The sequence below is a fragment of the Kushneria sinocarnis genome (genome assembly GCF_003633775.1).
GTDB classification, from domain to species: Bacteria; Pseudomonadota; Gammaproteobacteria; order Pseudomonadales; family Halomonadaceae; genus Kushneria; species Kushneria sinocarnis.
Genome location: NZ_RBIN01000003.1, coordinates 224,712 through 250,156 on the forward strand (window position 1 = coordinate 224,712; position 25,445 = coordinate 250,156).

Below are 25,445 nucleotides of genomic sequence, written 5' to 3' on the forward strand. Positions count from 1 at the left end.
TTCCCGAAAGGAGTCTTCATGAGCGCATGCACCACGTCACCGATGGCTGAGGCAGGGTGCGAGATGGTTATCGAGTCCGCTTCATTGCTCAAGGCCATGGCCAATGAGAATCGACTGCGCATTCTCTGTCTGCTGCGCAAGGGTGAGATGTCGGTTACCGAGCTCAACACCCAACTCGATCTCAGTCAGTCGGCACTCTCACAGCATCTGGCAGTACTGCGACGGGAAGAGCTGGTCAATACCCGCCGCGCTTCCCAGACCATCTATTATTCGCTGCGTGGCGAGCAGGCAGTGGCGGTCATCGATACGCTGGTCGGACTGCGTCGCTCCTGACCCCGACTACCGATATCGGGAATCAGGCACCGGTGTCGATTTCACCGGCCATTGATTATTGGCGATCCCAGCGGGATGCCGTGACTCGCTCTATGGCCCGATCGACGCCACGCTCGATGGCACTGCCTGCCGTTTGCCCCAGTCGCTGCATGACAGAACGCTTCGACCTGAGCGACACTTCCAGAATGCGAAGTTCATCGCCGTGGCTCTGAAGCCATGCTTCGCTGGTATTGACCTCATCGATCAGTCCGGTTTCGAGCGCCTGGGTGCCGAACCAGATATCACCATCGGCGACCTGTTCGATATCGAGGGCCGGGCGATGCTCGCTGACCCATGACTTGAACAGGTCATGGGTTTCCCGGAGATCCTCGAGGAACCTGGCCCTGCCCTCTTCGGTGTTTTCGCCCAGTACGGTCAGGGTGCGCTTGTAACGGCCGGCAGTCAGTACATCCACATCGATATCGTTGCGTTTCAGCAGGCGGTGAACATTGGGCACCTGTGCCACCACGCCGATGGAACCGATCACGGCGAAGGGTGCGGCTATCAGATGATCGGCACAGCAGGCCATCATGTAGCCACCACTGGCAGCGACCCGATCGACACAGATGGTCAGCCCGAGTCCGGCCTCTCTCAGACGATCAAGCTGGGCACTGGCCAGACCGTAGGAATGCACCAGCCCTCCACCGGATTCCAGGCGGATCATCACCTCATCACCGCTTTCGGCTGCCAGCAGAATGGCGGAAATCTCTTCGGTCAGGGAGGGAATGCGTGATGCCTTGAGATCACCGTGAAAATCCAGCACCCAGAGCGTGTTACGCTGATCGTTACTGCGATCACGCCGCTCGCGGCGTACCTGCTTGCGCCGCTGCTTCTGTCGACGGAGTCGCTGAGCACGGGAAAGACGTGCATCCTCGAGCGTTTCACGATGGCGACGCAGATGTGCCCGGCGGTCACGGACCTGCAGGTTCGTACCCTGTCGAGCGCCCCCATGGCTACGGGCTCGAACGATGATTGCCGCAATGGCGGCTATTGCCACGACCAGGGTAGCGACTTCAGCCAGAAACATTCCATATTCGTACAACCAGTCGCCCACGATATATCCTCATGATGTATGCAATATGTGAATAAGGCCCGAGCCCGGCTGTGCCGCCCCGGTTTCAGCGGGTATCCCGCCTCGAGTCTCGATCATCCGGAACCAGCCACGTACCTTTCATCATGTACGACAGCCAGCACCTGATTTCCGAACTCGGCGCCCGCTTCGACAGCACCAGTGCACATGGCCTTCATGCAGTGCTCCAGCTGGAGCTGGATGAGGGTGACATCTGGCACATGGTGATCGATGACGGACAACTCGACTTCATCCGCGGCCGAAACGAGTCGCCGGCTGCCGTCCTGTTTGCCAGCTCGGAAACGGTGGTGCAACTGATCCGTCATGAACTGAGCGGTATCCAGGCCATCATGTCAGGCCGGGTACGGGTCAGGGGCGACATCATGCTGGTGGCCCGGCTTTCCCGTCTGTTCGACAAGCCGGGCAATGGAAGGGACCCGGGCTAGCCCTGAAAGCCTGCCGTACTGTGCAGGAAATTATCGATCAGATGGCGAGAGATCGAATAGGAAGGTGGCAGGCCGGGCAGCTGCTCCGGCAGAAACCAGTCCGCAGCCTCGATCTCCACGCCATCGATCTCAAGCTCGCGGCTGGAGGCTTCCGCATAATAGCCCATCATGAAGGAGTGCGGCATCGGCCATGACTGACTGCGAAAGTAGCTGATGCGTCCGACGCACACACCCACCTCTTCGAATACCTCACGCCGCACCGCCTCTTCGGCCGATTCACCCGGCTCGATGAAGCCGGCCAGCGTACTGAAGCGACCCGAAGGAAACCGTGGGCTGCGTGCCAACAGCAGCTCCCGGCCGTGGGTCACCAGGGTGATGATACAGGGGGAAATGCGGGGATAGCTGCGATGCCCGCACTCCGGGCATTCCATGGCAAATTCGCCCCGACGGCGTTTCATGGCGGTCCCGCAGCGTCCGCAGAAACGGTGATCGCGGGCCCAGCGAGCCACCTGCAGTGCTGTCGACACCAGCGCAAAGGAAGGCTCGTCCAGCCGACCCAGCCAGTCACGCGCCGGTGGCCACGATTCACTGCCCTGCTCGACAACTACCGCCACCGGTACCTGATGCCAGTAGCCCAGTGCAATGGCCCCCTCCGGCCAACGTCCGGGTGACTGGAGAACACCATTGCGGCCGTTGTCGGCAATGCCCTGCTCATTGATACGAACCAGATAACCCTGCCGACAGTCGGTCAGGGATGCGATTTCACGAGTCAGCATGATCAGGAGCCCAGCTGGTCCCAGAGGCATTCTTCTCCATCTTCACGCAGTCGTGCCAGTGCCTGCTGATGAGCCTGCCATTCATCATCACCTGGCTTTACCACCTTCAGCGATGGGCGATCGCTTGCCAGCCGGCTGATCCCGCTGACCCCCGTGGCACTCTGCTGTTCACGGGAGTTCCGCGTGCCCAGTACCAGCGACGTCTGGCCACCGGTCATCGCCAGATAGACATCCGCCAGGATTTCAGCATCCAGCAGGGCGCCGTGCAGCTCACGACGACCATTGTCGATATCGTAACGCTTGCACAGTGCGTCCAGCGAGTTGCGCTGTCCCGGATGGCGTTCCCGCGCCAGTTTCAGGGTGTCCAGAATACTGCAGTTTTCGGCTACCGGGCCCAGGGCCGGTTGACTGCGTTCGGCGCTGAGCCAGACCAGCTCCTGGTCGATGAAGCCGACATCGAAAGGTGCGTTGTGAATCACCAGTTCGGCGCCGTCGATGAACGCCCAGAATTCATCCGCGATCTCGGCGAAGACCGGTTCATCGGCAACCCGCTCGTTGGTAATGCCGTGCACCCCGACAGCCTCGGCATCGATGGCTCGTTGGGGATTGATGTACTGGTGATAGTGACGCCCGGTCAGACGCCGGTTGATCAGCTCGACCCCCCCGATTTCGATCAGACGATGACCATCCCTTACCTCGATCCCGGTGGTTTCGGTATCAAGCACGATCTGTCTCATGGACTTGTCTTCTCCTTGAAAAGGGATTCAGGAAGCGGATTCGGCCGCAAGCGTATCCATCGCCTCATTGGCAAGACGGTCTGCCTGCTCGTTACCTTCATGACCGCTGTGCCCTTTCACCCAGTGCCATTCGATGCTGTGTCGCTGCGTCTGTGCCAGCAGGGCCTGCCAGAGCTCGGCATTCTTGACAGGCTTGCGGGCGGCCGTTTTCCAGCCATTTCTGATCCAGCCGTGAATCCAACGGGTAATACCGTTGCGCAGGTATTCCGAGTCTGTCCACAGAGCGACCCGACAGGGGCGGCTGAGAGCCTCCAGCGCCCGGATGGCAGCGGTCAGCTCCATGCGATTGTTGGTGGTATAAGGCTCATGGCCACTGAGCAGCCGTTCATGTTCCCCGTAATGCAATACGGCTCCCCAGCCCCCGATACCGGGATTGCCGCGACAGCCGCCATCGGTGTAGATCACGACTTCGGGGGTAGTATCCTTGCTCAAGAGTGCTCCCGTCTGACATGAGATATGAATTCTTTTGCCCGTCTGTCACGGGGATAACAATGTCGCTCATCATTGCAGGGCTGCCGGGCTGCAGATACGCCTCCGTGAAGCGAGCCCCCCGGCACCAGCAACCGCGGGGTGAAACGTGGTCTGACTGGTGTTACCCGCTGAATGCGCCGTTTGGCCCGGATCACGAAGCTCTGGCCGAGCGGCAGGTTCCAGCGTCGGCCCAGCGCTTCCATGGCATCATGCGGCAAGGAGGCCGAGGGGGGAGCAAAACCGCAGTAATCGATGTGTTCGATTTCGAAATCGACAAAGGTCAGCCAGTCACGCAGCCTCGAGACGCTGCGCCAGACGCCTCCCATGGGCCAACTGCCATATCGGCGAGCCAGCCAGTGACGGGCACAGGCACTGCCATACGGATGCCAGCCGATGATCAGCAGACGGCCGTTGTGATCGGTCACCCTGGCGGCTTCACGCAATAGATGGTGGGGCTCCGGAACCATCTCCAGAAGATGGTGGATCAGAACCAGTTCCATGCTTTCATCGGCAAGCGGAATGGCATCCGGAGCACAGACAAGCGTTGAGGCGTGCCGCACATCCTCGTGACGCGGTGCCCATTCCATGACATGCCCTACCGCTGAGAGATCAAGCAGTGAGCCACCGGCTGTCATCTCGAGTCCGTGACGTCCGGCAAGATTTTCCAGTACAGGACCCAGGCAGGCACGTTCGGCACGTACCAGTGCCTGGCCCGATGGTGACCCCAGATACTGCCTGGCGGCCCGTAGACGTTCGACCAGCCGGACTGCGTCACACTGCTGATTTGACATATCGAACTCATCCCAGCAAGGTTATCGCACCTTGCGCCGACGCCCGTCCCAGAGCCGCTGAAACGGGATTGACCATCTCAGGGTCGAGGGCGTGCCAGTGCGGCATATCACTTTTCCGAACCTGCAAGCGACTCTCGAGGGTGCCATGTTGACCGTCAAGCCGTTACCTGCATTCAAGGATAATTATATCTGGGTGCTTCAGCAGGATAATACCCCCGGTATCGTGGTGGTTGATCCCGGTGATGCAGAACCGGTCATCGAACGAGTCGAGCAACAGGGACTGACCGTTGCCACCATCCTGATCACCCATCATCACCCCGATCATACCGGTGGCCTGAAGGAGCTGGTGGAACGTTACTCGCCACGTGTTATCGGCCCCGACAACTCGCGCATCGAAGGCATCACTGAAACCGTGGGAGAAGGGGATACCTTCCGCCTGCTCGGGCGACAGTTCGAGGTCATGGAGACACCCGGGCATACGCTCGATCACATTACCTTCCTGACCCCCGGCACGCCACCACTGCTGTTTTGCGGTGACACCCTCTTCTGCGGGGGATGCGGCCGACTGTTCGAAGGTGAGCCGAACGACATGTTCAGGGCGCTGTCACGTTTTGCGGAACTCAGTGATGACACGCTTGTCTTCGGGGCACACGAATACACACTGGCCAATCTGAAATTCGCCCAGGCGGCCGAGCCCGAGAACGAGACCCGTGATGCCCTGCTTGAAGAGTGCCAGAAGGCTCGCTCCATGGATCGTCCCACGCTACCGAGCAATATCGGACGCGAAAAGGCGGTCAACCCCTTCATGAGGGTAGCTGAACCCGGAGTGCGCAAGGCCGCCCAGCAACAGGGCGATGCCAGTGATGAGCTCAGCACGTTCGCGACCCTGCGTGCCTGGAAGGACAGTTTCTGATCTCGAGCAGGCTACAGCCTGATGGCTGTTCATCCTGAGCACGCGTTCAGGCTGCTGTCGCATGCTCCGATGGACAGCGCCTCCTTGTGGAAAACAAGCAGTACGTTCGGCCGACATGGCGAGCGGCTGATTTATCGGATATGGCCGCCGTTGCAGGCTTCATTGCGCCCCCTGGAAGGACGTTGATTTCATGCCGCCCGAAAACAGTTCCCGGCCCCGAAGACGGGGTGCCGGTCTTGTTGCATTGACACTCTCCAGCCTCGTTCTTGCCCATCAGGCCCCGGCTTCCATGGAAACCGCCGACCCCACGGCCGGGACTCGGGACAGTACGAGCTTTTACAGCGCCCTGGCCCTGGATGCCCGATCCGAGGACTCCCTCTGGCAGCAGCTGCGAAGCGGTTTCACGCTTACCCATGAAACGGACAATCCCCGTGTTCGGAAATGGCTGGAGTGGTATGAGGCGCACCCTTCCTTTCTGACCGAAGCCAACACCAATGCCCGGCACTGGCTTGCCTGGGTAACGCAGCGAGTGAAGGCGCGCGGCATGCCGGCCGAGCTTGCCCTGTTACCCTTTGTCGAAAGCGCTTACGACCCGAGTGCTCACAACCCGGCCGGTTCGGCCGGCATGTGGCAGTTCATGCCAAAGACCGGGGCCGCCATGGGGCTGGCCCGCACGGGAAGCTATGATGGGCGTCTGAACGTGATCGCGGCCACGGATGCGGCACTCAGCTATCTGAATCAGCAGGCCCAGCGCTGGTACGACGGTGACTGGAAGCTGGCTCTGGCCGCCTACAATGCCGGCCCCGGCACCGTTAATGGTGCCATTCGGGAGGCGGAACGCCATCATCGGCCAACGGACTACTGGCATCTGGATCTGCCAACCGAAACCATGAACTATGTGCCTCAGCTGATGGCCCTGTCGGCTATCGTCTCCGACCCCGAGCGCTACGGTATAACGCTTCCCGATGTACCTGCCCGGCCCGAGTTTGCCCAGGTCAATACCAATGGCCAGATCAACCTTTCCCGGGCAGCACAGCTGGCGGATATTTCCGAGCAGCGCCTGAGGGCACTCAATCCCGCCTATAAGCGCGAGCTGACCCGTCCCGAGGGCAATCCTCCCCTGCTGATCCCGGCCGATCGTGTGGATACCTTCAGGCAACGGCTGGCACAGCTGACCCCCTCGGAACGGCTGGGATGGCATGAATATCGCGTCAGCTCGGGGGATACCCTGTCAGCCATTGCAGCGCGCCATGACAGCAGCGTGGGCCAGCTCAAGAGCCACAATCGCATGAGCAGCACTCGTCTTCAGGTGGGCCAGACGCTGATGGTGCCCGGCAAACCGTCCACCGGGCCGCAGGCTCCCCGTGAACGCACGATCCAGGTGCGTGAAGGAGAGAGCCTCTGGTCCATTGCCCAGCGCCATGATGTCGGAGTCGCCAGGCTGGCGCGCTGGAATGATCTCAGGCCGGATGCGACCCTGAAGCCGGGCCAGCAGCTTACCCTTTATTGATCATTACAGCGGAGCCTTCATGACCCAGACCTGGATTCCCGGCAAGGACGAAGCGCTGGAAGCCTCGATCGATAGGCTGCATCACTGTGTCAGTGAACTCGGTTTTCATATCGAGGAAGGACGCTGGCTCAACCCTGCCCCTCATGTCTGGTCGGTGCACATTCGCGATCGGGAGTGTCCTCAGGTCTTTGCCAATGGCAAGGGCAGTACTCATCAGGCCGCTCTCGCCAGCGCTTATGGAGAACTGCTCGAGCGTCTGTCCACGCGTTACCTGTGGGCAGATTTTTATCTGACGCCGGTGCTGAAACGCTTCGGTTTCATCCACCAGAGCGATGAGATCTGGTTCGATACCAGTCAGCGTGACGAGCATGCTTGGCCCGAGGCGCTACTGGATGACCATACGCTGAATCATTTTGATCCCGAGCGGGAGCTGACCCTCGGGGAGCTGCAGGATCTCAACGGCGGTGACAGCGGCCATGGCGTATGTGCACTGCCCTACTCCCGGATCAGTGATGGCAGGCAGGTCCTGATCCCGGTCAATATCATCGGCAACCTGTTTGTTTCCAATGGCATGTCGGCCGGGAACAATCGGGATGAAGCTCTGGTTCAGGGGCTTTCGGAAATATTCGAGCGTGGTATCAAGAATCGTATCATCAGCGATGCCATTACCCTGCCCGAAGTACCGGCCAGCGTGCTTGAACGCTATCCCGGGATTCAGGCCGGCATGTCGGCGCTTGAAGCTGCCGGGTTTACACTCAGGGCGCTGGATGGATCACTGGGTGGTCGTTATCCGGTAATGTGTATCGTGCTCCAGAACCCGGCTGATGGCGGGGTCTATGCGTCATTCGGTGCCCACCCCCGTTTCGGCGTGGCACTGGAGCGTGCCATGACCGAGCTGCTCCAGGGGCGTGCCCTGGACGAGCTGGAAGGCTTCCCGGCGCCCACGACGGATATGGACCTTGTCAATGAGCCCTATAACCTGGAGCTGCATTTCATTGACTCAAGTGGTTATGTCAGCTGGGCGCTGCTCGGGGATCGGCCCGATGTGGCATTTCATGACTGGGACGACCCGCGGGATAACGCCGCAACAAAGCAGGCGCTGATCGACCTTCTGGCCGAGGATGGTCACGAGGTTTACGTTGCCGAGCACACGGCACTTGGTGCCTATGCCTGTCGTATCCTCGTGCCGGGCTTTTCGGAGGTTTATCCCGCCGATGAGCTCAAATGGCACAACAACAATCAGGCGTTGTCTCATCGTGCCACGCTGTTCAACCTGCCCAGTGCCGGGCATCATGCATGGCAGCAGCTGCTTGAAACCCTGGAGCATCATGGGGTCAACGAGCAGCTCAGGGTGCTTGAGTGGGCCGGTATCGTGGGTGATCCGGGCACATCCTGGGCGCGCCTGAGGATCGGTGAACTCAAGCTGTGGCTGATGCTGGCACTGGAAGATACCGAGGGTGCAATGGCCCAGCTCTCCATGATTCTGGGTTCCGGTCACCTGTCACTTGATGAACGTACCCGGCTGCGTGCTCTGGAAGATGTCCTGTCACTGCTCAACGCCGATGCGGATCTCGAAGAGTTTCGCCGCGCTCTCAACGTCTACCATGGCGAAGCGCTGGTGGAAGAAGCCGAAGAGCTGGCGCAGGCACAGGTGCTCTTCCCTTCATTGCCCGCACTCGATCCCCGGTCTCCGACCGTCGCCCACGGTCGTCTGCTGGAGGCCTATGAAAAGGTCCTGCATGGTCAGCGCTGGTCCGGCCGGATACACCCGGCCGGGCGACCCTCATGACGACCAGCCCTGCTCGGGTGGATGCTGCAGCGAAAAACGATCGGCATCACGCCAGGCCGGAAAGCGTTCGCGATAACCCTGCAGTCCTTCCAGCCCGATGGTGCCGGTACGCACGAAGGGCACACTCTGTGGCTCATCGATCAGGGCCTCGCCGGTATAATCCAGCAGCATGGAATCCCCGCTGTAGTGCTGCCCCCTGGCGTCTTCCCCGGTACGATTCACTCCGATCACATAAGCCTGGTTCTCGATTGCCCGCGCTTGTAACAGGGTTCGCCACGCATTTCTTCTGGCGGAAGGCCAGTTGGCAACACACAGCAGTACATCATATTCATTATCGACATTGCGCTGCCATACCGGGAAACGCAGGTCATAACAGACACCAAGGAGGATGCGGAAACCGGCCAGCTCAATGACACGGCGCTGCTGCCCCGCGCCGTAACGCTCCTGCTCACCCGCCATGCGAAACAGATGCCACTTGTCATACCAGTCCAGCGAGCCATCCGGGCAGGCCCAGACAAGGCGATTGAAACAGCGTCCCTGATCCAGGATGGGCAGGCTCCCGGTGACCACGGCGCCACTGCGTTCGGCCAGACCACGCATCCATTGCACGGCATGACTCTCTGCCATGCTTTCGGCCAGATCCGGCATGTGCGAGGCAAAGCCGGTGGCAAACATTTCCGGCAGAACAATCAGATCAGTGGCGTGCACGTCACGCAACCACTCATCCAGCATGGTGCAATTGGCTCTGATACTGTCCCCACGCGGATCCGCCTGCACCAGCGTGATTCTCATTTCGCTCATGGCCAGCTCCTTGTATACCCTGTACGGCCGGCGAGACGCCCTTCTACCGCGCTGTATCGCTCGCCGACCTCAGCATAGAGCATTGCCCGACCCCATGATATGACAACAGCAGTGGCCTTGCGGGGCGGGCGGCAAAAATGCCAGTAATGCGCAAAGCAGCCAGGCAGGATTTGACGGTATGTCATACCCTTGGGGAAGCTATCAGGGAGGATAACATCATGGACATGAACCAGCTGGCCGTACTTGGCATCATCGCACTGGGGGCACTGGCCTATACGGGTGTAAAGCGCGTTATTCGCATGCGTGAAATGGGCTCCCCCGTCGACACGGAAGGAGAAGGCTGATTTTTCTCCTGCGTACTCACTGCAATGGCTCTTGAGATCCGTTCAGGGATGATCGATGGTGCCCCACTCTTCGGGGCATCGGGAGACGCAGGTGCAAAAAACGAAAGGTGCAATGACAGGGAAAGGATGATCAACTGATTCGGGCCGGAGATGGTCCGAATCGCCGTTTCAGGCAGGCGGGGTATACACCTGGCCAATATACCATGCACCAGCAGCGGCCATGATCATGATGACAATGCCGAGCAGGCAGAATGTATTGGCCCAGGGTCGCTGTCTCTTGCGTTTGACTATGCCGGCAACAATAAGCGCCATGCCGACTGATATGGTAATGGGCGAAAATGTTGCGAACCACAGCACCATATTCTCGAAACCCGACATGTGCTGCTCACTCTTCCAGCGTCTGGCATGAAAATTTACACGCCTCGACCGGTTGTGTTTCAACCGGCCAGCATGCCTGTTCCAGATGCAGCATAGCAGCTTGCCCAGATGGCAAAAACCCACACCGCTGATGAGATCCCTTTTCGGGATTCGATTCAGCGTGATGTTGCCCTGGTCGAACGTTTCAAGAGCATGTCGACTTCTTCAATGATCGTTTTATCCCGTTCCAGCTGAAAAATCCGGCACGGCAGCATATTTTCAGCATCTGACGCATTCGCCTTGTCGGGGTCAACCGTTATACGGCATCTTCAAAAAGTTTCCCCCAGGCTCGGTCATGCGCTGGCGTTTTGAAATGCATCATCCCCTCTCCCGGAGTAAACGAGATATCCTTGAAGCGGATCTGATTCTCTCCGATGTAAAAGTCAATTCGTGCAAAACCGAAACCTTCGGAAAGTCCGGCTGCGGCTTCAAGCGCATCATCCAGCATTGCAGGGCGCTGTCGATGAATACCCGAGGTAAAACGACTTTCGATTACTTCAATCGACTGCCAATCAGTGTCGTAATAGTCATGAAACGAGCCGGTTGCTCCTCTGTGTACAGCCTCGATATAAATGCGCGGCCCTGCCCCGTTACCGTGAAAGCAATAGAATCTGTATTCCTGCGCAGGCTCATCCATTGACTCCTGCGGTAATTGCTCGAAAATCAGCTGAGGATCGATTTTCTGGTAGTAGCGTATCCGCTCGAACAGATGAAAATCCGTGGCCAGCCACTTCTGACCCAGTAGATTCAGTAAATTGACAGGATAATCGGATTTATCCTCCACACACAGCTCGGCATTACTACCGTGGCTGGCCTTCATCAGGAAACGGTGCGGCAGCGCATGGTATTGTTCCCGATCAAGGACCTTGCAGATGAGATAACATTCCGGCAGAAACTGTTTCCCTATTTTTCTTCCGACATGCGCTCTGGCCTGCACCCTATCGGACAGGGCGGTAAAATCGGCATTGGGCATGATACGCCGTCGACATATCTTTTCATTGAAGGCGACAGGCTGTTTCAGATCGGGGAATTTGCCGAACTCCCTCCTGTAGGCCAGGCCTATATAACGAGCATCGGAAAGATGACGAACAGCAGCACTCCTGAAGCGCCCCATCAGATTGCTCAATAAAGGAGGTTTGGCTTCTGCCAACGGCATAATCGCTGTAGTATCCGCCATTCGAACTTCCCTGTATTCGATAAGAAATATCAACGGTGAACAATCTTTCATTACCTAATGTGACACAAGGTAAATGGACTATATATGCCGAATCGCTGATCGACTGCTCGCATGGCAAAATCCGCATCGTCAGCAGGACGATGCCGGCTGCCTGAGGGAGGCCGGCTCAATACCCGGGCCCTGTCGATGGGTCCGGGCCTTACCGGGCACCGGTGAAACCTGCACTGTACCGAAGGAGTAGTTCCCCCCGATGCAAATATATCAGCCTGCTGATTTTGCTTCGGTTTTACAGTCGATGTGATGTAAGCAGTGACTCATGCCGGGGCAGTGCATGGGGCCATGGTTGCGTGCAGTGCGGATTTTCAGTACGGTTGCGCCAACTTGAGCTAAAACGCCCCACCTCTCAGGCTGGGGCGTTTTTCGTTGTTGAACAGCGCAGTTTCAAGAAACAAATGATGAAATACGTCAGGAGTTCGGGATGATAAGACTGGAAAGAAACATTGTCGATCTGGCAAAGGACCATCTTCAGCGTCTGGAAAATCAGATTACTGCGGATAAGGACGAACAGGATATTTCAGATGCCAGAACAGCTTTTTCACAGCTTGCCACCCTGGCTGAACTAACAAGACAGAATGACACCGGCATGTCCGATGAATGTATTGGCATACTTGAAGAAATCGAGCGGCGTGCCAATGCTGTAGCTACAAGGCTACCCGGTATCATCGAGCGCTAATTCGACAAGGGCAAGCCGAAAACAACACCCGTGGTGCCTGGCAACTCAGGCACCTCTTCCCTTTATCCTGCCCAAGGCCCGACGTAGTCATAATGCACCAATTTTCGGTCGCGGTCGCTTCAGCTCTGATGAAGACTGTGTTTCAGCACTGTCTTATGCGTTTCACGACCCTGACGGGGGGCGGTCCTGCTTTTATCCGTTGCTGATTCTTTTTTCAACAATAACACTGCCATCAAAACTGACACGGTAGGTAGAAGAACCCTGCTTCCCATGAAAAGTGGTCTGATCATGGTCCGATGTCCTGGCGAAGGTCGCATGATCGGTTTCAATGGGTACTCCTCTGGCAGGGCCCCGCATCTGTTTCGCATAGTAGCGAACTTCCATATCAGCTCTCACCTTTCGCAATTGAGTTGCCCGCCGACCAGCGGTATAACACAATTTAACCATTTGTTACCCCTGCCAAAGCCAAGGAAAGGCGCTGCTGAAAGCCGTTTTCATCAGGATTGGCTTACCAGATATGCCATCCGAAAAGCCTGACAAAAGAGCATCGTTTCGGTTCGGGGGTGAAACTATCGGCAAGCCCCTACTGCTCAAGCGGTTTCGGCGTGCTACATGCAACCGAGAGTTGCATATCCCACGTGGCGAATGATGGGCAGGCCTCGAACGAGGAGAAATGATTCGGCAGTATATATGCCCGGCCTGAGGGGCTTTTGCTGTCCGGTCGCAGTCGGGCATGAAAAAAGCCACCTGAATGCCATGCATTCAGGTGGCTGATTTCGCTTTCTTCTTGGTCGGGGCGACTGGATTCGAACCAGCGACCTCAACAACCCCATTGTTGCGCGCTACCAAGCTGCGCTACGCCCCGTCAGCAATGTTCCGATCCAACTTCCGTGGAACGAGGCGTATCCTACAATACGGTCTTGCAGAATGAAAGGGGCATGAAAAAATTCTTCAGGCCGAACCAGTTACAACCTGATCCATCGAATCGCTCAATCTTTCAACGATCAGACGATTGGACAGAAAGACACCAATGTCAATATAGCGCACATTACCCAGCATTCGGGGACGCTCTACCGGCGTATGACCGACCACGACCCCGGTAATGTTGTGTACCGGCGTGGTATCACCAGCCTGAATCCGCTGACGTGACCAGACCAGCGCCTGACGATCACACTGCTCGATGGCGGCCCAGTCTTCGGGAGGTTCGGCATGCACGATACCAGCCTTGCGGCCATCCGATAGTGCCACTTCCATCGCCCAGGGCATCTGCATCATGCATTCAGCCAGTGTCGTGCGCAGCGCCACCCGGTCATGCTCCTTTGACCATGCCCCACCGTTGTGCAGCCACATCCCCCACTCGTTTTCGAACAGCGCCCTCTTGGCCATGAGTTCGTGGTTACCACGCACGGCGAAGAACCACGGCTCCAGTACCAGCTGCAGACATTCGAGCGAACGCGGCCCGCGATCAATCAGATCACCGACGCAGAACAGACGATCGGATTGACGGTTGAAACCAATATGCTCAAGGGTCGTCATGAGTACATCGTAATGGCCATGGATATCACCCACGACATAATCATCGCCGATGCGATTCTGCCCGAATCGCTCGATCATCAGTGCAACTCCCTTCTCAACGAAGTTATCGATAACATCCTTCTGACCTGTTCGGATCAATACCAGTGACGCGTTTACGCCAGGGAATGGCCAATCCGCAAGGGACCGAGACGGCAATTGTACGGAGTTTCAATCCCGATACGCCCTTCGAGCTGGCTACCGGAGGCAGCATCAGGATGGGCAGGAAAGCCGATACTCAAGAGTCTGAAACGTTACCCTTGATCACTCGGCAGGCAACCTGCCTGCCATCACGTACCGGGGCCTCGTAAAGCCCCGGTATCGGGCAGCTTACCAGCTGATGGCGCTGCGAAGATCATCGGGTGCCGGAACGCGACGGGCAAAAGCCTGTCCGTTTGCGGATTCCGGATCATAGGGATTGCTGGAAGCTATGTAGGCCGCCAGGATGCGATCCCCCTTGCGTGCCATGACCGGCGGCAGCGGCCTGGATTGTGACTTCAGCTGTTCCCACTGCTGCTGGGTATAGACTGCCAGCGCAGTCAGCGGCTGCGGAGCACCGTCCGATTCGTAGTTCTTGTAGTGAAACATGGCAACGTTCTCGGCCGGCAGGGTTTGCCCCATCCACTGGGCACTATCCTGCTCGATGACGTTGGTATCCCACTGCTCGGGGTAGGTCAGCGTATACCCCTCGGACGTATTGCGGTACTGCTGATGCTGCGGCGCCGTCATGGCAGCCGAGGCATTATCACCTTGCGTGGACTGATTGCTGTCGCTGGCGCAACCGCTCAGAGCCAGAATCGAACCAACGGCGAGTATCATTCCCGATCGCAATGGCCTTCCCTGCATGATTACTTCTCCTTGATGCACTGGAGTCGAATATTCACCCATGTATCCTAGTCAATGTCAGCCCATTCTGCCCATTATGAAAAAAGCTCGGATGTCAGCGGCATATCATTCGGTAGGTGTCGGCCAGCCGTTTTCACCGATCAGTGTTTCTAGGGAGCGTCGCTCATCCCACCCTTCATGCGCCAGCATCGGACCCTCATAGAAGGCTTCGACATGCCCCAGGCAGAGAATGGCGATCGGCTCCGCAGCGGCAGGCATGGCAAGCCTTTCTGCCACTGCTTCGGGATCGAATATGGAAACCCAGCCCATGCCGATGCCCTCTGCCCGCGCGGCAAGCCAGAGATTCTGGATCGCGCAGCTGGCCGAAGCCAGGTCCATGCGTGGCATGGTTCGTCGTCCGAATACATACGCCTGGCGCTGTTCGGTCAGTGCGACGACCCACAGCTCCGGACACTCCCGCATCCCCTCGACCTTGAGCCGGAGAAACTCGTTTGAACGCTCGCCCAGCGCCTCGGCAGTCCGCTGTCGTTCCTCTTCAACCAGTTCCGCCAGATCATGGCGCATGATGTCATCCGTGATACGGATGAAACGCCAGGGCTGCATGTAACCCACACTGGGCGCAGCATGAGCGGCTTCCAGCAGCCGCTGCATGATCTCGGAAGCGATCGGTTCGGGCAGAAAATGACGCATGTCGCGCCGCTCCCTGATGGCGCGATAGAGAGCGGCGCGCTCTTCGTCACTGTAACGATGCGAAGCAGTCATGGTCGGGTCAGCTCCAGAGCGTTGAACAGTCGCTGTCGGGCAGGCGTATCCTCCTCACGCAACAGCCCGAAGCGCAGGCAGCCACGCTGTTCATCAAGCGGCCACAGGCGCACGAGTACTTTCTGCGATCTCAATGCCTCCTGGCGTGCCACGGCCTGATCCAGGGATAACGTGATGGTCACGAAAAGCGGAGTCACTGCCAGGGCCTGAATCGGATCCGGCTCGAAGGCCTGCTGCAACAGCCTTGCATATGCCTTGCTCCAGCGCTCAAGCCTCGAACGCATGCCCTGCTGCCATTCACCATCGGCCAGGGCTCGTGCACCGATCCTTTGGGCCAGCGCCCCTACATGCCAGGGGCCACCTCTTGCTTTCAGTTCAGCCATCATGGCGCCCCGCCCCAGCACTGCGCCCAGGCGCAGGCCGGGCAGCCCGAAAAACTTGCCGAACGAGCGTAATACCATCGCATTGTCAGGCAGCTGACCGGTCATCGACAATTCGGGCTCGGCATCGGCAAAGGCCTCATCAATGATCAGCGTGATCCCGGCTTCAGCCAGTCGCCCCGCGACCCTTCGCAGGACGTCAGGTGAGTAACGGTCGCCGGTGGGGTTATTGGGATTGATTACCACCACGGCGCGTAGTTCGCTGTCAGCGGCGAGTTCATCAACCACCTCTTCCAGCGCGTCGGCCGGATAACCCACACAGGCATGCCCCTTGCGATGCCAGCACCAGCCATGTTCCCGATAACCAATGATCGGCAGGGCCACCCGGCCGGGCGGAAAGCAGTGCGGCAACTGCTCGATGGCCCACTGGGAGCCGGGAACCATCATCGGTTCGACGACCTCGCGATCCGCCCCGGCCTGCTCGCTCAGATAGTACTGCCGGGCTGCGGCCAGCAGGGGCTCTTCTTCGTCAGGCAGTGTTCGAAGCGCCTCGAGATCCTCGGCTCTGCAGGGATAATGCCAGGGATTGACACCGGTGGACAGATCAAGCCAGCCGCCGGACTGTTCGCTTGCACGAGGTCGACTGCCGCCATGTCTCGGCGGCCCTTCCCCGAAGGTCAGCGGTATAATGCGAAAAACGTTCGACATGAGTCAGCTCATGACTTTTAGCAGGAGCAGCACGAGGCACCATAGCACCACCGCGCGATTGATCAGCCGGCAGGCCAGGTCGAGTGTCCGTGCATTTGGTGCACCTCCGGCACCCAGCACCGGTCGCGCCTGCCAGTGTCCGTGGTAGCGCCCCGGCCCACCGAGCCTGACATCAAGAGCACCTGCTCCGGCCGCCATGACCGGCCCGGCGTTGGGACTCTTCCACTGCCTACCCTGCTGACGCCAGCAGCTCAGGGCCTGGCGCACCCGCTGCGGATGCAGTGCACAAAGCGCATAGCTCAGTGCACACAGGCGTGCCGGAAAAAAGTTCATGACATCGTCGGCACGCGCCGCGAGTCGGCCGAACTCATTATAGCGCTTGCTGCGATAACCCCACATGGCGTCCAGGGTGTTCACGATACGATAGCCTACAACCCCGGGTATGCCTGCCACGGCGAACCAGAACAGGGTTGCGAAGACAGCGTCACTGCCATTTTCCAGTACGGATTCGGTCGCAGCCAGAGCAATACCGCGCTCATCCAGCGTTTTTGTCTCCCGGCTGACAATCATTGCCAGCTGCTCTCTGGCCGTTGTCAGATCACCAGTGTGGAGCGGCTTTGCCACTCGGCGGGCATGCAGCAGCAGGCTCTGCCAGCCCAGTGCCATATAAAGCACCAGTGCCTGAACCACGACTGCCAGCCAGTCGGCAGTCATGGATAACAGCAGGGTCGTCAGCCCGGCCAGAGTCATGCCGGGCACCATGACCGCAAGCCAGGCAAGGCTGCCTCTGAACAGGTTCGAGTGGCGCTCCGACTGTTGTGTGTGGAGCCTGTCTTCAATAATGCTGATATATCGACCGAGCCCGATCAGAGGATGCCATCGTCCTGGCTCTCCCAGTATTCTGTCCAAGGTCAGTGCAGCGGTGATTGATATAATCATTAAGGGTAGATAACGGTATAATATTTCAATACGAATTCAGGCTCGGCAGCGTCATGGAGGCCCCGGGGACTCCCAGAAACAGCAGCTGCGCCAGCGGTGCTTCCCCGGGCAGCAGCTCCACGCGCAGGCGCATCACGCCTGAATGCGCCACTTCAAGCCGATGCAGATGCATCGCTTGTCGAGTCTCCATTTTCAGAGCTTTGGCCAACCAGGTCTTGATCACGCCACCATGGGTGACTATCAGCTGATGCTGAACCGGAGCAGCCAGACAGTGCTGCCAGGCCCGTTCGACTCGGGTCTCGAAGGCATCGAGCGGTTCACCACCGGGTGGCGCGGCCCGAGCCGGGTCGCGCCAGAAGGCGGCCAGAGCTTCCGGCTCCCGGTCGGCCAGCTCCCTGAGTGACCTGCCCTCCCACTCACCGAAGTGCATTTCCATGAGATCGTCATCGATCCTGCACTCGAGCCCCCACTGCTCGGCCAGTTCGACCGCAACCGAGCGACAGCGCGTCAAGGGAGACGAAAGCAGCCGATCCGGTTTGGGCAATCGAGCGCCACTGGCGTGCATGGCGGCCCTGCCATCGCAGGTCAGCTCGACATCCTGCTGTCCACGCAGGCCCCGGGCCCCTTCGCACTCACCGTGGCGCAGGCAATCAATGATCAGTGAGCGATAGCCGCTCGAAGCGACGGAGTCGTGAGAGGTCATGAGGAGCACGCCCCCTTGAGGCACTGGGGCAAACCGGCGGTAACCCACCAGACACGCGAGGCACGGGCGGCCAGCGCCTGGTGCAACCGCCCCGCTTCATCGACAAAACGCCGGGACAGCGGCTCGAGCGGCGTAATCCCCTGCCCGACCTCATTGCTGACCAGCAATATGCGACCCGCCGGCGGTGACTCCAGCAGTTCCAGCAGCCGCAAAAGCTCACTCTCCCAGGCCTCCGCCTCTTCGGCCAGCAGCGCATTGGTAAGCCAGAGCGTGAGACAGTCCACCAATATCAGTCCATTCGGTTCATCAAGCTGTGACAGCGTTTCGGCCAGAGCCAGAGGGCTCTCCTGTAATCGCCAGTGCGCCGGGCGGCGCGCGCGATGCGTTTCAATCCGCTCGCGCATCTCTTCGTCAAGCGCTCTGGCAGTGGCCACATAGGTCACCACGCCCTCGTGATCCAGCGCGAGTCGCTCGGCAAAGGCGCTCTTGCCACTACGCGCCCCTCCCAGAATCAATTCCAGCATGAAGATGTCACTCAGCCTTGTCCGAACCAGGCAATCGAGACTGCCAATATCAGCAATTCACCGAACTGCTGAGCAGCCCCCAGCGTATCGCCGGTGTATCCCCCCAGCCGTTTCATCAACCATAACCGCATCAGCCAGCCGAGCAGCACCAGGGTCAGCAGTAACACCATCACCAGCGTCAGCGGTAGCAATAATCCGGCCACGATCAGCACCGTGGCCAGCATAACGGTACGGTCCGCATTCGACTGGTAACCGGTCAGTGATTCAATGCGGCTGCTGTCCTGAGCATCCTGACGCCGATATGGCAGGCATCCCATCAATCCGCCGGCCAGAGCTCGACTCAGGCAGTGACTGACAATCAGTAAGATAACGGTATAATCAGTACTGCTCAAAAGCGTGAATCGGGCCAGCAGCACCAACCCCAGGCCGAGCACCCCATAGCTGCCGACCCGACTGTCCTTCATGATGGAAAGCCGCTGTTCGATGCTCCAGCCGCCACCAAAACCATCCAGCGTATCCGCCAGCCCATCCTCGTGCAGGGCCCCGGTCAGCAGGGTCGTCAGCGCCATTGCCACGACCACTGCAACGGGCGGCTGCCAGAACTGCATCCCCAGGAGGTAACCGAGCGCTGCGATGCCCCCCACCAGCACCCCCGTCAGCGGGAACCAGCGCTGGCAGGCACTCAGGCTTTCCTGGTCGAAAGGCGTGGCAGCCGGCACCGGCAGTCGCGTCATGAAAGCCAGCGCCGTCAGCATCAACCACCCCTGACGGCGCCAGCCCTGCGGTTGCTCAACCGCCATCACACCACCACGCCGGCCTGTTCGAAACTGGCCATATCGTTGTAGAACCCCAAGGCCGAACGCAGCAGTGGCAGTGCCAGAGCGGCACCGGCGCCCTCGCCCATGCGCAGCTCCAGTGACAGCAGCGGCTGCGCCTGCAGGTATTCCAGCAGCGCGGCATGTCCCTGCTCGCCTGAGCAGTGTGCAAATATCAGATAGTGCCGGGCTGCCGGCTCGATCCGACAGGCCACCAGCGCTGCTACCGTGGTAATGAAACCATCCACCAGCACCCCCATGCCTCGTTCGGCAGCGGCCAGCACGGCACCGGTCATGCCGACAATCTCGAACCCGCCCAGCGCCGCCAGAGCACGCCTCGGGTCACCGGAAGCATCGGCGTGCAGTTGCAGCGCCAAGCGCACGATCTCCTGCTTGTGGAGCAGCGCCTTGTCATCGATCCCGCTGCCGCGACCAATGCACGCCTGCACTGGCAATCCGGTCAGCGCTGCCATCAGTGCCGAGGCCGATGTGGTATTGCCAATGCCCATTTCACCCAGCCCGATCAGGTTGCACCCCGCATCATTGAGATCACTGACCAGCTGGCGGGCATTGGCCATTCCCCGGGCTACCGCCGAGTCGGGCATTGCCGCCTCCCGATGGAGAGGGGCCGTACCGGCACCGAGGCGATGATCGATCAGCATCGGATGCGTCGGTAGAGGTTCGAGCATGCCGCAATCCACGACCCGCAGTGCCATGTCTGACTGTCTGCAGAAGGCATTGATGGAGGCGCCCCCCTCCAGAAAGTTACGCACCATCTGTCCGGTCACGGCACTGCCGGCAATCGACACCCCTTCACCGGCCACGCCATGGTCACCGGCAAAAACCAGCATGGTGGGCTGTTGCAACTGCGGGCGCTCGTTGCCATACAGGCGGGCCAGCTGCAGGGCCAGGGCTTCCAGCCGCCCCAGGGCGCCGGGGGGTTTGGTGCGCGAGTCAATACGGGCACGAATGACCTCATCCCGGTCATGGGCGGGTTCGGCGATCGAAAAATGCGGCATTGCAACTGCATCGGTCATGAAGAGCAGAACATCCTCTTGAGCGGAAAATCATCATGCCCGGGGTCAGGCAACCGAACACCATCATGCCATGAAACGCCTCGTCCGGGCTCGCCGATGGCCGTTTGACTCCCCCCGGGTTCGATTCTACGATGGCCCGACCCGTCAGGGTGCCCCCGCACCACGCTTGTGCCGGGGATAATCGGGAAAGTGATGCAACTTCACTGCTGTCCCCGCAACGGTGATCGAGTCGGAGACGAGGCATCGGTTCGATGCAGCCACTGAAACCCGCGGTTTCGGGAAGGCTCGTTTCAACATGGCCACCGGCCATCACTCGTCAGCCCGGAGACCGGCCCTGACGGCATGCCGGGCGGCTGCGTCACACCATAGGCGCATCGCCTCATCCGGACCGTCCTGAAGAACCCATCAGACCTCTTCTCCGACGCTTCGGCAACGTACGGGTCGATACGCAGGGCATCAACCATGTTTCCATTTACCGCCGTTGTGGGCCACGACCGGCTCAAGACCGCGCTCATCCTGGCCACACTGGACCCGCGTCTGGGTGGCGTGCTGATCAGCGGGCCCCGCGGCACCGCCAAATCCACGCTGGCCCGAGGCCTTGCCGAGCTGCTGCCGGAGCAGGATGCCCGGCTGGTCACCCTGCCGCTGGGGACCAGCGAGGAACAGCTGATCGGCACGCTGGATCTAGAACAGGCGCTGGGCAACGGCAGCCTGGCCTTCCAGCCCGGCCTGCTGCATCGTGCCCATCACGGCGCGCTCTACATTGACGAAGTCAATCTGCTCCCCGACACGCTGGTCGATCAGCTGCTCGATGTTGCTGCCAGTGGCATCAACCGGATCGAACGAGACGGCATCAGTCATGAGCATCCGGCGGACTTCCTGCTGATCGGCACCATGAATCCCGAGGAAGGCGAGCTCCGCCCTCAGCTGACCGATCGCTTCGGGCTCTTCATGATGCTGGATGATACCTTCGATGCCGAGCAGCGCATGACCATCGTCGAGCGCCGCCTCGCCTATGACCGCAATCCCGACGCCTTTCGAGCCGAATGGCAGCCCCGCCAGCAGGCGCTTCGCACACGGCTTGACGAGGCTCGTTCCCGTCTGCCGACCGTGCAGCTGCCGGCCATGCTGGCCCGGGAAATTGCCGAACGCTGTATGCAGGCCGGCGTGGAGGGCGTGCGTGCCGATCTCTGCTGGCAGCGCGCCGCGCTGGCACATGCGGCCTGGCAGCAGCGCAGCATGGTCGAGCAATCGGATCTCGACGCAGTCCAGGCGCTGGTACTCGATCATCGCCGGACACGCCCGCCCGAGTCCTCGGCTTCCAACCCGCCCGATGAGGGCTCCTCCACGCATTCAGCAGGCGGCGCCCCGGAGCGTCAGCGACCGACGGTCGAGCGACCCGATCTGGACCAGCAACAGAGTCGGAACACCGACGCCTCCGGCGCTGACCATCCGCAGGAGCATCAGGCGCAGGCACCCTCGCAGGGCGATGATTCCGGCCACGCCGGTGACCATGGCAGGCTCGAGGCTCCCGCCACGCCCACTCGCGTTGCCATGGCGGAAATACAGTGGCCTTCAGCGCCCCGCCGGACAGCACCACACCACGCAGGCAAACCACCTGCCGCGGATCGGCACGGTGCCCATGCCGGCCCGAGCGCGACTCGGCACGGGGTCGAGACGCCACGGTGCAGCTCTTTTGACAGGCCTCGCATTCACTGGCCACGCACGCTCATGAGTGCCGTTCGTCGGCAGCGCCCGCTGTCCGAGAGCCTTCATCATCATCCGCCCCGGACGAACTCGAGTACGCTGCAGTGCCTGCTGGTCGACACTTCCGCTTCCGGCATCGATGCTCACGGGGCCACGCCGATCATCGCGGTACTGCAATCACTGCTCGAGCGTGCCTACCGATCGCGACACGAGGTCATGGTGCTGGGATTCGGCGGCAATGGCTGTCACTGGCTGCTCGAGCCCCAGCGCGCACCACGCAACCCGTCTCCCTTGCTGTCACGGCTGCATTTCGGCGGAGGCACGCCCCTGCGCGAAGCACTGGCAACGGCACAGCAGAGACTGGCACGGATGGCGCAGCGTTCGCCGGCACGCCACCTTCAGAGCTGGCTGATTACCGACGGCCGCTCGCGCGACACCATTGACGCACTGGCCTGGCCCGGTCAGCTGACCGTGCTGGATACCGAACAGGCCCGGGTGCCGCTGGGCCACTGCCGCCATATCGCTGCCACCCTGAAGGCCGAATACATCACCACCCGGGCGCTGTCAGCCGGCAGCGCCACTAACGCCTTTATCCCATCCTCGGAGCGCCATCCATGAGCCAGCCATCAGACGAGTCGGCGCGTCATCAACGACGCATGGCGCGCAAGAAACAGGTGGTCGATGAGCGCATCGCCGCTGCCAGCGAAGAGCGTGGCGTACTGATCCTGATGAAGGGCAATGGCAAGGGCAAGAGCAGCTCCGGCTTCGGTACCATGGCTCGCGCACTGGGTCACGGGCAGCGCTGCGGGGTCATCCAGTTCATCAAGGGGCGCCGCGAAACCGGCGAGTATCGCTTTTTCCGGGAGCATGAACAGGTCGATTTCCATGTCATGGGCCACGGCTTCAGCTGGGAGACCCGTGACCTGGAACAGGACCGTGCCGCCGCCGGGCAGGCGTGGCAACTCGCCGAGCAGCTGCTGAGCGATGCGCGCTACGACTTCCTGCTCTTCGATGAACTCTCCTACATGCTCAAGTACGGCCATCTCGAAGCAGAGCGCGTTGCCTACGCCATCGCCGAACGGCCGCGCCATCAGAACGTGATCGTGACCGGGCGCACCATGGCGCGTGAACTGCAGGCGATCGCCGATACCATCAGCGTCATCCACGATGAACAGCACGCCTTTCGCCTTGGCGTAAAGGCCCAGGCCGGCATCGAATACTGAAACTGCCGGACAGGGAGAGCGTCATGACAGCTTTGCATACTGAAACGCGTCACTGCCCGGCCCTGCTGGTGGGCGCCATGGCCTCCGGTCAGGGCAAGACCACGGTCACGGCTGCACTGGCGCGCTACCATCGCCGTCAGGGGCGACAGGTCGCGGTATTCAAGACCGGGCCGGACTACCTTGATCCGCAGATCCTGGCAATGGCCGCCGAATCGCCGGTAGAGCCGCTCGATCTCTGGATGGCCGGTGAGGCCTGGTGTCGTCAGCAGCTTTATCAGGCCGCCGGCTGGGCCGATCTGATTCTGATCGAAGGCGCCATGGGGCTGTTTGACGGAACACCGTCCAGCGGCGATCTGGCAGCCCGTTTCGGTATCCCGGTCACCTGTGTCCTCAACGCCCGCGGCATGGCACAGACCGCTTCTGCCATCGCCCTGGGACTGGCACGCTATCGTGACGACATTCGCTTTCACGGCCTGATCGCCAACGCCGTCGGCAGCGAGCGCCATCGTCAGCTGATCGCCGACAGCCTGCCGGCCGACATCCCCCTGCTCGCGACCCTGCCCCGCCGCAATGAACTGGCTCTGCCCTCGCGCCATCTCGGCCTGATCCAGACCGGCGAAACGCCTGAGCGCGATGCCGAGCTGTGCCGTCAGCTGGATGCTGCCGCAGACACCCTGACCGACAGTCCCCTGATCGAACTGCCGCCAGCGGTTGGCTTTACACCCGGCGAAACGGAGATTCCCGAACCGGCGCTTGCCGGGCGTCGCATCGCCATTGCCCGGGATGCCGCCTTTACCTTCCACTACGCCGCCAATCTGCGACTGCTCGAAGCGATGGGCGCAGAACTGCAGTTCTTTTCACCGCTGGCCGATGCCGCCCTGCCCGACGGGAGCGATGCCATCTGGCTCCCCGGCGGCTACCCGGAACTGCACGCCGCCGAACTGGCGGCCAATCGCACCATGATCGATTCGCTGCACGCCGCCTGGCAGCGTGGGCTGCCCATGCTGGCCGAGTGCGGGGGCATGCTTTATCTCCAGCAATACCTGACCGATCTCGATGGCGCCACGCACACCATGGCCGGACTGCTGCCGGGCCGTGGCGAGATGCGCACCAAACGTGGCTGTCAGGGCATGCAGAGCGCGCCCCTGCCGGAGGGCACCCTGCGCGGTCACGCTCACCACCATGCCCGTAGCCATGACACACTGGCTCCACTCGCCCACGGCATTCGTTCGAGTCATACCGCGCCCGGCGAGGCGATCTATCGACACGGGTCACTCACCGCCAGCTTCCTGCATCTGTTTTTTCCGTCGAATCCGAACGCCCTGGCGCAGCTGCTGACTTCGATCCAGTCCCCGACGGAACACGCCCGAACCGGGGAGCTTCATGGGACGACACCGTGACGGCAGTACTCGGCATGGGCTGCCGACGCGGCTGCACGGTCGAAGCGCTCGAATCGCTGATGCTGGCCTGCCTGGCGCGCCATGGCTGGCCCGTGGCGAGAGTGGCGGCACTGGCCACGCTGAACGACAAGTGTCGCGAACCCGGTCTGCGGCAGCTGGCAGCCCGCTACCGCTGGCCGCTGCTGGGATTCGAACGCGAGCAGCTCGACAGCTGGCGTCAGGCCATCAGTCGGCCGAGTACGGCAGCCGCCAGACACATGGCCGTGACCAGCGTGGCCGAAGCCGCAGCGCTGGCCGGCTGCAGACAGCTCGACGATAGCGGCCACGTCACCCTGCTGGGGCCACGTCAGCAGAGTGACAGGGCCACCGCAGCCCTCGCCGCTACCGTTTTTCGACCCCTTACCGAATCATCATGAGGATTTG

28 protein-coding genes, 1 tRNA gene and 1 riboswitch are annotated in these 25,445 nt (G+C 60.4%); of the genes, 11 read left to right on the plus strand and 18 right to left on the minus strand.

The genetic code is table 11. From position 1 onward, the window contains the following. Positions 1–18: 18 nt before the first annotated feature. Positions 19–333, plus strand: coding sequence for an ArsR/SmtB family transcription factor (locus C7446_RS05865; RefSeq protein ID WP_121172163.1), 315 nt, complete (start codon positions 19–21; stop codon positions 331–333). Between the two features lie 55 nt (positions 334–388). Here the strand turns inward: C7446_RS05865 and sohB are convergent, their stop codons facing one another. Further along, positions 389–1,426: a protease SohB gene (gene sohB, locus C7446_RS05870; RefSeq protein ID WP_121172164.1), complete on the minus strand. Its 1,038-nt coding sequence runs from the start codon at positions 1,424–1,426 to the stop codon at positions 389–391. A gap of 122 nt (positions 1,427–1,548) precedes the next feature. Between sohB and C7446_RS05875 the strand changes: the two genes are divergently transcribed. After that, complete coding sequence (locus C7446_RS05875) at positions 1,549–1,887, plus strand: SCP2 sterol-binding domain-containing protein (protein ID WP_121172165.1); 339 nt, start codon at positions 1,549–1,551, stop codon at positions 1,885–1,887. Here C7446_RS05875 and nudC read toward each other — a convergent pair. From nudC to C7446_RS05895, 4 genes are read right to left on the minus strand one after another with little or no spacing between them, the layout of a single operon-like run. Then, positions 1,884–2,663, minus strand: coding sequence for an NAD(+) diphosphatase (nudC, locus tag C7446_RS05880; protein ID WP_121172166.1), 780 nt, complete (start codon positions 2,661–2,663; stop codon positions 1,884–1,886). The two genes, C7446_RS05875 and nudC, sit on opposite strands and share 4 nt — an antisense overlap. Before the next feature lie 2 nt (positions 2,664–2,665). Beyond that, on the minus strand, positions 2,666–3,400 hold the full coding sequence (gene dnaQ / locus C7446_RS05885; protein ID WP_121172167.1) for a DNA polymerase III subunit epsilon: 735 nt from the start codon (positions 3,398–3,400) through the stop codon (positions 2,666–2,668). A 27-nt stretch (positions 3,401–3,427) separates the two neighbouring features. Next, on the minus strand, positions 3,428–3,892 hold the full coding sequence (gene rnhA / locus C7446_RS05890) for a ribonuclease HI (RefSeq protein WP_121172168.1): 465 nt from the start codon (positions 3,890–3,892) through the stop codon (positions 3,428–3,430). After that, positions 3,889–4,722, minus strand: a complete 834-nt coding sequence (locus C7446_RS05895) for a methyltransferase domain-containing protein (protein ID WP_121172169.1) — start codon at positions 4,720–4,722, stop codon at positions 3,889–3,891. The genes rnhA and C7446_RS05895 overlap by 4 nt, the downstream gene beginning before the upstream one ends. Positions 4,723–4,867: 145 nt before the next feature. Between C7446_RS05895 and gloB the strand changes: the two genes are divergently transcribed. The 3 genes from gloB to ycaO all read left to right on the plus strand — a co-directional run bounded on the left by gloB (position 4,868) and on the right by ycaO (position 8,934). Continuing rightward, positions 4,868–5,635, plus strand: coding sequence for a hydroxyacylglutathione hydrolase (gene gloB / locus C7446_RS05900; RefSeq protein WP_121172170.1), 768 nt, complete (start codon positions 4,868–4,870; stop codon positions 5,633–5,635). A 289-nt stretch (positions 5,636–5,924) separates the two neighbouring features. Next, complete coding sequence (locus tag C7446_RS05905) at positions 5,925–7,145, plus strand: LysM peptidoglycan-binding domain-containing protein (protein WP_170150010.1); 1,221 nt, start codon at positions 5,925–5,927, stop codon at positions 7,143–7,145. Between the two features lie 19 nt (positions 7,146–7,164). After that, complete coding sequence (gene ycaO / locus C7446_RS05910) at positions 7,165–8,934, plus strand: 30S ribosomal protein S12 methylthiotransferase accessory factor YcaO (protein WP_121172172.1); 1,770 nt, start codon at positions 7,165–7,167, stop codon at positions 8,932–8,934. Here ycaO and C7446_RS05915 read toward each other — a convergent pair. After that, entirely contained in the window at positions 8,929–9,735 is an 807-nt protein-coding gene (locus C7446_RS05915; RefSeq protein ID WP_121172173.1) for an amidohydrolase, read from the minus strand. The two genes, ycaO and C7446_RS05915, sit on opposite strands and share 6 nt — an antisense overlap. A gap of 218 nt (positions 9,736–9,953) precedes the next feature. Between C7446_RS05915 and C7446_RS16760 the strand changes: the two genes are divergently transcribed. Continuing rightward, positions 9,954–10,079, plus strand: a complete 126-nt coding sequence (locus C7446_RS16760) for a hypothetical protein (RefSeq protein WP_281272340.1) — start codon at positions 9,954–9,956, stop codon at positions 10,077–10,079. A gap of 168 nt (positions 10,080–10,247) precedes the next feature. Here the strand turns inward: C7446_RS16760 and C7446_RS05925 are convergent, their stop codons facing one another. Together C7446_RS05925 and C7446_RS05930 are read right to left on the minus strand one after the other, a co-directional pair. Continuing rightward, positions 10,248–10,457 carry a hypothetical protein gene (locus tag C7446_RS05925; protein ID WP_121172175.1) on the minus strand — a complete coding sequence of 70 codons (210 nt, stop codon included), beginning with the start codon at positions 10,455–10,457 and terminating at the stop codon, positions 10,248–10,250. 295 nt (positions 10,458–10,752) lie between these two features. After that, positions 10,753–11,673, minus strand: a complete 921-nt coding sequence (locus tag C7446_RS05930) for an ATP-grasp fold amidoligase family protein (RefSeq protein WP_170150011.1) — start codon at positions 11,671–11,673, stop codon at positions 10,753–10,755. 478 nt (positions 11,674–12,151) lie between these two features. On the opposite strand from C7446_RS05930, the gene C7446_RS05935 reads away from it, so the two are divergent. Further along, a complete protein-coding gene (locus C7446_RS05935; RefSeq protein WP_121172177.1) occupies positions 12,152–12,406 on the plus strand; it encodes a hypothetical protein in 255 nt (84 codons plus the stop codon). Between the two features lie 788 nt (positions 12,407–13,194). Here the strand turns inward: C7446_RS05935 and C7446_RS05940 are convergent. The 10 genes from C7446_RS05940 to cobT all read right to left on the minus strand — a co-directional run bounded on the left by C7446_RS05940 (position 13,195) and on the right by cobT (position 20,692). Beyond that, positions 13,195–13,271: transfer RNA gene (locus C7446_RS05940), tRNA-Pro, on the minus strand. An 86-nt stretch (positions 13,272–13,357) separates the two neighbouring features. Beyond that, positions 13,358–14,020 carry a metallophosphoesterase gene (locus C7446_RS05945; RefSeq protein WP_121172178.1) on the minus strand — a complete coding sequence of 221 codons (663 nt, stop codon included), beginning with the start codon at positions 14,018–14,020 and terminating at the stop codon, positions 13,358–13,360. 288 nt (positions 14,021–14,308) lie between these two features. Continuing rightward, entirely contained in the window at positions 14,309–14,797 is a 489-nt protein-coding gene (locus C7446_RS05950; protein WP_121172179.1) for a hypothetical protein, read from the minus strand. 132 nt (positions 14,798–14,929) lie between these two features. Continuing rightward, entirely contained in the window at positions 14,930–15,586 is a 657-nt protein-coding gene (bluB, locus tag C7446_RS05955) for a 5,6-dimethylbenzimidazole synthase (protein ID WP_121172180.1), read from the minus strand. After that, positions 15,583–16,674: an aminotransferase class I/II-fold pyridoxal phosphate-dependent enzyme gene (locus C7446_RS05960; protein WP_121172181.1), complete on the minus strand. Its 1,092-nt coding sequence runs from the start codon at positions 16,672–16,674 to the stop codon at positions 15,583–15,585. The genes bluB and C7446_RS05960 overlap by 4 nt, the downstream gene beginning before the upstream one ends. Before the next feature lie 3 nt (positions 16,675–16,677). Then, a complete protein-coding gene (cbiB, locus tag C7446_RS05965) occupies positions 16,678–17,613 on the minus strand; it encodes an adenosylcobinamide-phosphate synthase CbiB (protein ID WP_121172182.1) in 936 nt (311 codons plus the stop codon). Between the two features lie 25 nt (positions 17,614–17,638). Next, positions 17,639–18,316, minus strand: coding sequence for an alpha-ribazole phosphatase family protein (gene cobC, locus C7446_RS05970; RefSeq protein ID WP_121172183.1), 678 nt, complete (start codon positions 18,314–18,316; stop codon positions 17,639–17,641). Continuing rightward, positions 18,313–18,840, minus strand: coding sequence for a bifunctional adenosylcobinamide kinase/adenosylcobinamide-phosphate guanylyltransferase (gene cobU / locus C7446_RS05975; RefSeq protein ID WP_121172184.1), 528 nt, complete (start codon positions 18,838–18,840; stop codon positions 18,313–18,315). The genes cobC and cobU overlap by 4 nt, the downstream gene beginning before the upstream one ends. An 11-nt stretch (positions 18,841–18,851) precedes the next feature. After that, positions 18,852–19,640, minus strand: a complete 789-nt coding sequence (gene cobS, locus C7446_RS05980) for an adenosylcobinamide-GDP ribazoletransferase (RefSeq protein ID WP_121172185.1) — start codon at positions 19,638–19,640, stop codon at positions 18,852–18,854. Then, on the minus strand, positions 19,640–20,692 hold the full coding sequence (gene cobT / locus C7446_RS05985; protein WP_245977714.1) for a nicotinate-nucleotide--dimethylbenzimidazole phosphoribosyltransferase: 1,053 nt from the start codon (positions 20,690–20,692) through the stop codon (positions 19,640–19,642). The genes cobS and cobT overlap by 1 nt, the downstream gene beginning before the upstream one ends. A 130-nt stretch (positions 20,693–20,822) precedes the next feature. Further along, positions 20,823–21,043: riboswitch (cobalamin riboswitch) on the plus strand. A gap of 111 nt (positions 21,044–21,154) precedes the next feature. On the opposite strand from cobT, the gene C7446_RS05990 reads away from it, so the two are divergent. From C7446_RS05990 to C7446_RS06005, 4 genes are read left to right on the plus strand one after another with little or no spacing between them, the layout of a single operon-like run. Next, the gene (locus tag C7446_RS05990) at positions 21,155–23,017 is read left to right on the plus strand and encodes an AAA family ATPase (RefSeq protein WP_121172187.1); all 1,863 of its coding nucleotides are present in this window, start codon (positions 21,155–21,157) and stop codon (positions 23,015–23,017) included. Beyond that, positions 23,014–23,622, plus strand: a complete 609-nt coding sequence (gene cobO, locus C7446_RS05995; protein ID WP_121172188.1) for a cob(I)yrinic acid a,c-diamide adenosyltransferase — start codon at positions 23,014–23,016, stop codon at positions 23,620–23,622. The genes C7446_RS05990 and cobO overlap by 4 nt, the downstream gene beginning before the upstream one ends. Before the next feature lie 23 nt (positions 23,623–23,645). Next, positions 23,646–25,022 (plus strand): cobyrinic acid a,c-diamide synthase CobB, encoded by a 1,377-nt coding sequence (locus C7446_RS06000; protein ID WP_121172189.1) that lies wholly within the window; start codon positions 23,646–23,648, stop codon positions 25,020–25,022. Continuing rightward, entirely contained in the window at positions 25,019–25,438 is a 420-nt protein-coding gene (locus tag C7446_RS06005) for a cobalamin biosynthesis protein (RefSeq protein ID WP_147408732.1), read from the plus strand. Before C7446_RS06000 ends, C7446_RS06005 begins: the two co-directional genes overlap by 4 nt. The last annotated feature ends 7 nt before the right edge of the window (positions 25,439–25,445 follow it).